Annotated in this window: 5 protein-coding genes; all 5 read right to left on the bottom strand. The window is 46.6% G+C overall.

The window, feature by feature from the left end; translation table 11 throughout:
* A partial coding sequence (locus AAFM34_RS08500; protein WP_341661875.1) for a calcium-binding protein occupies positions 1-2,767 on the bottom strand: 2,767 nt, incomplete at its 3' end.
* Between the two features lie 707 nt (positions 2,768-3,474).
* The gene (locus AAFM34_RS08495) at positions 3,475-3,930 is read right to left on the bottom strand and encodes a hypothetical protein (RefSeq protein WP_341661873.1); all 456 of its coding nucleotides are present in this window, start codon (positions 3,928-3,930) and stop codon (positions 3,475-3,477) included.
* A gap of 16 nt (positions 3,931-3,946) precedes the next feature.
* Positions 3,947-6,004 (bottom strand): type I secretion system permease/ATPase, encoded by a 2,058-nt coding sequence (locus tag AAFM34_RS08490; RefSeq protein WP_341661871.1) that lies wholly within the window; start codon positions 6,002-6,004, stop codon positions 3,947-3,949.
* Positions 6,004-7,377 carry an HlyD family type I secretion periplasmic adaptor subunit gene (locus AAFM34_RS08485; protein ID WP_341661869.1) on the bottom strand — a complete coding sequence of 458 codons (1,374 nt, stop codon included), beginning with the start codon at positions 7,375-7,377 and terminating at the stop codon, positions 6,004-6,006. The genes AAFM34_RS08490 and AAFM34_RS08485 overlap by 1 nt, the downstream gene beginning before the upstream one ends.
* A complete protein-coding gene (locus AAFM34_RS08480) occupies positions 7,374-9,431 on the bottom strand; it encodes a type I secretion system permease/ATPase (RefSeq protein WP_341661867.1) in 2,058 nt (685 codons plus the stop codon). The genes AAFM34_RS08485 and AAFM34_RS08480 overlap by 4 nt, the downstream gene beginning before the upstream one ends.
* Positions 9,432-9,500: the final 69 nt, after the last annotated feature.

Here is a 9,500-nt window from a genome sequence, read left to right as displayed (position 1 = left end):
TTAAGGTGTTCGAACCTCGACCATTGACGGTGATGAGGTCGTCACCCTCGCCACCCAACATCTGGTCATTTCCGTCTTGACCGTGCAACTCATCATTACCTGCACCACCTCGAACTGTGTCATTACCAGAGCCTGCATGGACAGTATCACTACCCGCACCACCACTGATGGTTTCATTAAACCCTGTGCCTGAGAGAGTATCATCCCCTGCGGTGCCTTCCATATTCAGTTCAAACATCTCTGAGCCGACCAGTTTACTGCCATCCGCAAACACCAGCTCTTCAATCCGATAACGGCCATCGCTGTATGCATTCTCGATGGTGATGCTATCCCCCGAATCCAGCCCACCTATCAACAAGACCATATGGTTACCATCACGTCGGATACGCAACTCCTCCAGACGGATGCCTTCACCCAGCACAATGCGGTCGGTCTTATTCCAGCCTGTTGTATTACTCCAACTGTTATGATCGTAATCATTGATGGTATCTGAGCCATCACCTCGGTTAAACACATACGTTTCGGCGCCAGCACTCCCCTCTAAGCGATCATTACCCACACCGCCCTCTAACGTGTTTGTTGCATGACGCGCGACATCATGCTGGTATTTATAGTTTGTACTGCGCCCCACCTTCAACGTGTCATCCCCAGCGCCACCTTTTAAGGTGTTCGAACCTCGACCATTGACGGTGATGAGGTCGTCACCCTCGCCACCCAACATCTGGTCATTTCCGTCTTGACCGTGCAACTCATCATTGCCGACACCACCATGTACAGTGTCATTGCTTGAGCCCGCATGGATCACATCATCTAAATCTGTTCCACCGATCTGATCGCTTCCATTACTTCCTCTAAATTCAGTAGTCGACATTCCTTCAGTAAAAGTGATCGTGCCCTCACCAAAAGTGACTTCCTTGACCCCTTCAACTTCTGATATTGCAATACCATTGAATTCTAGAGCTGACTGAAATTGTTCAATGTCGCTATCTGATGCCCCATAAAGGGCATTTGAAATGAATGTATAAAACCCTGTAAGCTCACTATTCGAACTTGAACTCATCGCAGACATAAAGTCCATCGCATCAGCGATTAGGGTAGGGTTAAGTGTGCGGCTACTGAACAGATCGAGAGCACCTTCAAGGGAAAGAGACAATCCAGACTCGTCGGAAGAAAGAGTGAGGGCGCCATAATAATCTTTCAGGCGCGTTTGACTGGCAAGCTCGAAATAGATCATCTTCACTAATGAGTCGTAGGCATTGTTAATCATCCCTGTTGGTAATGCCAACGCCGCACCATTAGTACCAAATGACACCGCCCATGGAACCTTGTCGCCATAGAAGGCCTCTATCGCATACACTTTGTCGATTTCCGGGCCAGAAAATACAGGAATATGCTCATCGTAGTACTGACTCGTCTTTGCCCAGGAAAACAGAATTTTCTCACTCAGTGCCACTTGTTCGTCACGAGAACTCGACGAGGCAAATTGTTCAATTTGTCCGCTCAACTGTCCTGATAGGGTCATGGCTTCGTGTAGATCGCGTACCGTGCCTGTGCCTCTCATGTCAGGCAAAGAGCTAAACGACTCCGGCACTGCTAAAGACTCGACAAAGCGACGATCGAAATTATTCACGTCAAGGTTCACACTCTGCGTTTGATGACTTTTGCCACTCGTGTCATGGTACTGACTGTGTAGGTTATCGTGAGTTAAGTCGATCGATTCTACGCCGAGCGATTTAAGCGTTTTCAACTCGTTTTCCTGACTAACGCCATCGCTATTGGCATCGACCCACACTTTTAACTGGTCAAACACCTGGTCTTTTTGGTTGATGACATCATCACCATTAGAATCAAATGCTTTTAGCGCAGCATAACCATCTGATGCCACATCCCCGTTGGCATCGAGCGTATTATCACCAAACAGCTCTCGGCCACTGTCGATAGTGCCGTTGCCATCTCGATCTAGCGCCAACAATCCATCAGTTGAAGATACCCACTGCGTCCGATTCGCAATACCATTGGCGTTGTGGTCAAAATAAGTACTTTCGGTTAACGACACACCATTACCGTCCAAATCCAAGATCAAAGGATCACGATGTGGAGGAGGGGCTGGGCGCCAGCCAAACAGATCTTGCATGTTATCATAGGCAGAGTCATACAGGTCGTTGAACCAATCTGACTCAATCACTTCGGTTGCAATCGCGCCTGCGATAATCGCCGCAGCCAAGGTGGCTAATCCCGCTACTGGAATCGAGACTGCTGCAGTTGCGGCACCTCCAAGCAGAGCGATGAACGTTTTCGCTAACCCTGCTCCCAATGCAGCACTACCAACTACGCCGATGATTTTCTTATTGAGCAGCTCAAGGTCATTACTATTACTTTGCGAATAGCTGTAGACTTCGACAGCCACGCCAACCGCCATACCGCTTACAGTGGAGTTAAATGCGCGTGCCCCACTCGCAACTATGGAGTTGTCAATCGCCGACACCACCTTTTGGGAGTGAAGCCCATACAGATCACTGCTTGAGACATTCGCCTTGGCATGGTTATACGTATTGGAAATCGCGGTGCCTAACGCTGCCGCACCGGCTGAAAGGTGGTTGGGTATACTCGTCGGAAAATCGACCAAATTGCTTGCCAGATTCCCCTTAAACGAGTCCAAGAGCTCAATGGCTTCACTGACACTAAAGTCCCGTTTTCCGACATCTTGTCCTTGGACAGTCGCCAGTTTTGCATCTAATTCTTTTTGTAAGTCATTCGTCAGAGACATTATTTTCTTTCCCTAGCCTTGTGAGTTGATTCATTTTCTATTTATTAGGTGAACAAAAATTGGTTGGTGTATTTGAGCGATGACGCCGGAACTAAACACCAACAGCAGATAAAACGCCAAGTTCCTGTATTCGAGATAACCAGAAAGGAAGACACTAGATACGAAGCTTGCGACCATTAGAAAGATAACGGGGCCAAATCGAGGTGCGTTAGACCAATGTCGCTTATATTGATCAAATGCGCTTGTAAATAGCCGAACGACGTTCCATAGGCTAATGATAAGCATCTGACCGTAGATAAAGGTGAGGGTAGAAGATCCTCTTATACTCTGGAGCGTCGAAAGCCAATAGAACACACCTCCAGTGATGATAAAGCAAACAAAGAGCCCTAATGTGGTACTGTCGGACTGACCTGGTTCCTGTCTGTACTTATACGAGAAACACAACGTTGAAATACAATAAGTACCCAAGATAAAATACATCGAGTCGAGCATTAGCATGCATAAGCTCCTTTCTTTATTAATTGATACGGAGCATGGACTCTATTCCCGCTCGTTCGCGCTGACGCTTTTGTCGTATGTTTCCTCTCCAGCGATACTATTCCGGAAGTCCCTCCTGCGCTACCCTCTGCGAAATCGTATTGCTCCCCTCGAGAATCGTAATACTTGTTTAAATCTCTTAAATACTGTTCGCAGCTCACTGCCATAATTTAAACCTTACGATTTCTATAAGTAATTAAGCGCCCTGCTACGCCTACAGACGCCGCTGTAACACATATCCCTTTTAAAATGACATCGTTGATATAAACGGAGTAATAGAGCATTGCTACTGCCCCTAAATACGCTAGCGAAAACCCAACGATCGCATTATTGCTCGCTCGCGCGTTATCAACGACATCGTAATTATCAAGAGCCAAATTCAGCACTAAGAGAGCCTGAACCACAAACATGATATTCGCCAAAGGTAGGAACCAATCAAGCCAACTTTCCCCGACATCGGTATAAGTCAAATAGGTAAAACCAATGTGTGCTGAAATTGATAAAATAATTGTCTTGATTCCATTCGAGCTATTATTTGTCCTAGTTCTGTAGTACTGACGAGACTTTGACACCAATGGTTTAATAGAAAGCACAAAAACAATGAACCAAATGGCCAGAATAATCATAACCAACAAAACCTCTTTATATATGTTGGGGCTGACATTGCCCGTCGAGAGATAGATTAATCACCCGATCACAATGTGCGAGTGTCGAGAGTCGATGCGCAATACTGATCACCGTTCGACCTTGCGAGATCTCGGGTAGGCGCGAAACAATGGCCGCCTCGGACTCATAATCGAGCGCACTGGTGGCTTCATCGAGGATCAATATTCTGGGGTTAGTCATTAATGCACGCGCCAATGCAATTCTTTGCCTTTGCCCGCCAGAGAGGCGACTGCCCCCTTCTCCTACCTGTGCGCTATAACCTCCAGATAGCTCGATAATAAAGTCATGAGCACCCGCCAATTTAGCCGCGTGAATGACTTCTCCATCCGTAGCATTAGGTACACACTGCTTAATGTTATCGGCAATGGTTCCGCCAAATAGGCAGCTTTCTTGAAGCACGACACTCATGTTGCGTCTTAGCTCGACGGGATCAGCGATAGCGAGATCCATACCATCAACCAGCACTTGGCCTGAATCTGGGGTGTATAGTCGCTGCAACAACTTGGTTAAAGTACTCTTACCACATCCAGAGCGGCCTGTGATCCCGACAAACTCTCCCGCTTTGATGGTCAAGCTGAGATTTTTTAATACTTCAGGAGAGTCTGTGTCGTAACGAAAACGAACTTGGTGGAAGACCACTTCACCTTTCATTTGAGGGATCGAGGCTAAGCCTTCACTACCCGCTTCTTGAGGCTCATCTAATATATCCCCAACGCGGCGCAGTGAGATTAGGGTGTGTTGAAAATCTTGCCAAACCTGCGCTAAGCGTAAAATAGGCTGGGTAACTTGGCTTGCCAACATGTTGAACGCTACTAGCTCACCAGGCGAGAGATCGCCTTCTAAAACCAGTTTTACCCCCCACCACAGCGTTAATGCAGCAGTAAATTTTTGGATTAGACCAATACCTTGCTCCGCCCAAATCGAAACGACCCGAGCGCGAAAACCCGCTTTAAGCTGCCTCGCCAAGTTAGCTTGCCAACGCTTTTCAAAATTGCGTTCCAACGCATTGGTTTTAACCGTTTCAATTCCAGTTACCGATTCGGTCAGAAAAGCCGTATTGTCTGCCGTCGCTTCATAGTCCTTAGTGACTTTGGCGCGCAACGCTGGCCCTACAGCTAACCAAAATAGAAAGTACAACACCAAAGAGCCAAGCACGACCCAAGTCAGCAGCGGTGCGTAAGCAAATAAGACCGCAATAAACACCCCGATAAAAATCAAGTCGAGCACCATGGTCAACGCAGAGCCGGAGAGAAATTGGCGAATTTGGTCCATTTCACGCACTCTGGCGGTAATTTGCCCTGTTTGCCTGCGGTCAAAATAGCTCAGGGGTAAGGCAATTAAATGCGAATAGAGCCTTGCACTGAGATCAGCATTGAGCTTGCTGGCAAGATTGGCATACATCCAGCTACGCATATAGTTAAATAAGGGTTCAAAAATTGCCATGCCCAATAAGGCGATACCCAGAACATGTAAACTGGACACACTGCGACTGACTAATACTCTGTCGATAACATTTTCAAATACAATCGGAGTTGCAAGCGCGATCAACTGAATAAAGAGCGACAACCAAATGACTTTCCTCGCTTGGCTAACGTGCTTTTTAAGGGCAGGTAAAAACCAGCGAAAACTGAAGGATGTCTGTGAAGTGGTTAACTCTCCGTCTGCAAGCAAATAGGTATTACCCTGCCAACTCGCCTGAAAATCCTCATTAGAATAGCGTCGTGCTTGATTGGTTCTAGCGCAATACAAGGTGACATCAGAATCTGTGGCCTTGAGCAAAACGTAAAATTGATTATCAAGCTCAACAATAGCAGGCAGCGGCGTGGTATTGAGCTGCTCGAATCGCAAACTGACGTGTTTCGCTTTAAGGCCAACCCACAACGCGCAGCGACACAATTGGGTCGAATCTAACTCACTGACAGACTCTCCGAGTTTGTGCTGCAGATGATTTATTTCCACCGATTTATCAAAGTGTTTCGCCACATAAGCTAGACACAATAAGCCCGTTGGCCGGATATGATGTTGAGGGTTCATTAGCGCTCCCTCATGGCTTCAGATTGATACTGCTGCAAAGGGCTTAGCAAGTAATCGATTATGCGACGGGTTCCGGTTTTAATTTCAGCACTCAAACTCATACCCGCTCCAAGTGTTACCCACTTATCATCAACTAAAATTTGGTTGCTGTTGAGACGAATTCGGGCAGGAAACACATACCCTAGCTGCTCATCTTCTACCGCATCTTTGGATACGTGCAGTAACTCACCTGAAATGGTGCCGTATTTAGTGAAGGGGAAGCTATCGATTTTGATTTCTACCGCTTGGCCAGCCATGACAAAACCAATGTCTTTATTGAGAACATTGACTTCAGCTTCGAGGTCAGCAGCCTTTGGCACGATAACCATCAAAGGCTCGGCCGGAGATGCCACCCCACCAAGTGTATGAATACTCAGTTGCTGCACTACGCCATCTACTGGAGAGCGCAGCGCCTGAATGCGCTGGCGCTCACGAGCCTTGACAAGTTCTTGCTCAAGCTCTGCAATTCGACCATCAACCTGATTAAGCTCATCAAAATACTCTAGCCGCTTTTGAGCAATAAGCGTCTCTCTTTGTTCAACAAGACTTGCTGCTTGCGCGCTAAGTACCTCGGTTTGAGATTCTAAGTTACTCAGATCACGCTCTACATCTAATAGTTCTCTCTCTTGCTCTAATAACTCAACCCGAGCAATCGAGTTTGTTTCCATCAGTGCTTGACGCGCATTGAGTCGTGTGGTGATGTTTTGTTTCAGTTTATTGAGCGCCGCGATGGCTTGGCGATTCGCTTTTAACTCTGCTCGATTAACATTCTGCTCAGCTTCAATTTTTTCCAGCAATTGAGTCGTTTCAGTGTACTCACTTTGCAAATGCTGACGACTGATGGCAATCAGCTCACGATTGGCATCTGGTGTCGGGTTAAAGCGCTCTAGTGGAGCATCTGAGAGCAGCGCCTCAAGTCTCGACTTGTCCAACTGAAAACGAATTTTTTGCTCTGCCAATCGGCTCGACTCCGCATCGGCGCCTGCTGGGTTGAGCTGAATGAGAATATCGCCTTTGCGAACATGTTGACCATTTCTAACATTAATCGCAATGACCTCACCTTGCTCTAACGCTTGTATAACTTTGCTATGGCTCGACACCATAACTTTGCCTTGCGCGCTTGCATGGATGTCGAGCTGGCCAACAATCGACCAAACCAAGGTCACCAGCAAGAATGTCGCAATAGTAAAGGCCACACGTCTGGACCAAGGCGAAGGCGGCTTCTCAATCACTTCGAGATAAGCAGGTAAAAACTCGTATTCATGTTGGGGGCGTTTTGGCGACTGAGGCTCACGCTTTTGGGCTTTGAGTGCCATTTTTATTGTATTTATCATTGCACTTGCTCACTCACTATAGTTTCCTGTTGTTTTGATTGCTGAATATGCCAGAGTCTGGCGTAACATCCTTTTTGATCGAGTAATTTCTCATGGGTGCCAAGCTCTGTGACTTCACCTTGTTCAATCACCGCAATACGGTCGCAGCCTTGAACCGCAGATAAACGGTGCGCGACCGTTATGACGGTTCTGCCACGCGAAATAGCTGCCATATTTTGATTCACCACTTGTTGAGATTCTTCATCTAAGGCACTAGTGGCTTCATCTAGGATCAATATTCTTGGTTTGGTCATCAAGGCTCTGGCGATCGCGATACGCTGCTTTTGGCCCCCAGATAAAGAGGAGCCGCCTTCTGCTAGCAAGGTGTCATAACCTTTGGGCATTTTGATAATGAATTCATGAGCGCCAGCAAGCTTTGCAGCTTCGACCACCTGCTCAAAAGAAGCTGTTGGCATACGAATGGCAATGTTTTCTCGCACACTACGATGAAATAGGTAGTTTTCTTGTAACACCACACCAATATTTTTTCTCAGCGCCGATGATGACCATTGGTTAATTGGAACACCATCAATCAAAACATGGCCTTTTTCCGCCAAGTAGAGCTTTTGAATCACGCGAGTGATGGTACTTTTTCCTGATCCAGAAGGCCCTACTAGGCCGATTGACTCCCCTGGACGAATGTCCAAGCTCAGTCCTTTTAACACCGGGGCTAATTGAGGCTGGTATCGAAACCATACGTGGCGAAACTGTATATGACCCTGAAACGGCTGATTTGATGCATGTCGGCCCATTTCCTGCTCTGCTGGCAAATTGAGCATTTCACCAAGGTTATCGACAGCAACTCGCGTTTGTATAAATTGCTGCCAAAGCTCAACTAGCTTGGCGAGTGGCTGACTGACATGGTTCACCATCATGTTAAACGCAATCAGTTGGCCTATGGTCAGTTCCAATGACATCACCATCTGCGCGCCAATCCAAAGTACACCGACCGTCGTTAGCTTCTGAACTAATGTCACCCATTGACTGATTTGCGCTTGATAACTTTGGCGAGAAAAGTTCGCTTCGACCAGCTCTTGAGTTTGCCCTTCCCACTTTCTTTCAAACCTAGGCTCGATGGCGAGGCTTTTAACTGTTTCTACGCCATTAAGCGACTCGGTCAAAAAACCCGTATTTTTGGCGCCGCAGCTGAACTGGTGTTCGATACGCTGCTTAAGAGACCCAGAGCTTGCCCATGCGATAAACGCATATACTGGCAGTGTTGCGATCACTAACCAAGTTAACGGCGCACAGAGATAGAACATCACACCGATAAATACAAAGGTAAAGCTGACATCCACTAATAACGTCAGTGCCGCGCCAGTAAGAAGATTGCGTATACTGTCTAGTTCTCTTACCCGAGTGACGATGGCTCCTACATGCCGGTTTTTAAAATAAAGTAAAGGCAGTCCGAGTAAATGTTTAAATAACTTAACACCGAGCCGTATATCGATTCGTGTTGTTGTATGAGCTAATAAATATTCTCTTAACCCTTTTAGGATAACTTCAAACAAACCAACCACAAGCAATGCCACAACTAACACGTCAAGAGTAGATAGCGCATTGTGAACCAGGACCTTGTCCATAATGACTTGAAAAAATAATGGCAGGATGAGGGCTAACAGCTGAAGTAAGAGTGAAAAAAACAGCACCTCTCCCAATAGCTTTCGGTGGCGAACAAATTCAGGAATAAACCAACTAATATCAAACTTTCCACCGCTCTGGTGATACTGAATAGTTTGGCCCGCCCACTGCTGTTTTAAGTCTTGTCTTGAAATCACCTCAGGTGCAGACTCATCCGACTTTTGGATCAAAGCTTGATCTTCTGACAGTCGAGCGAGCACAACAAACTCTCCATCCTTGGTTTGATAGGCAAGAGGAAGGTGGGCAGTCGTTAGCTTTTCTTGGCTGAGTTTTCTTAATCTCAGTTGACCATCTGTCTTATCTGAAGTTTTTTTTAGCCAACTTTTTAGACATTTCCCTTGCTGCTGAGTAGGAAGAGAACATGTGATACCCATTAACCTCAGTAATATCTGAGAACTTTCTACTGCACTTTGAAAAAATGCGTCCGTCTTGGAATAAGCCCT

It is taken from the genome of Vibrio sp., from assembly GCF_038138445.1.
Lineage (GTDB): Bacteria > Pseudomonadota > Gammaproteobacteria > Enterobacterales > Vibrionaceae > Vibrio.
The sequence above is the reverse complement of the archived record's forward strand: the minus strand, read 5'-3'. Positions and strand labels throughout refer to the sequence as shown.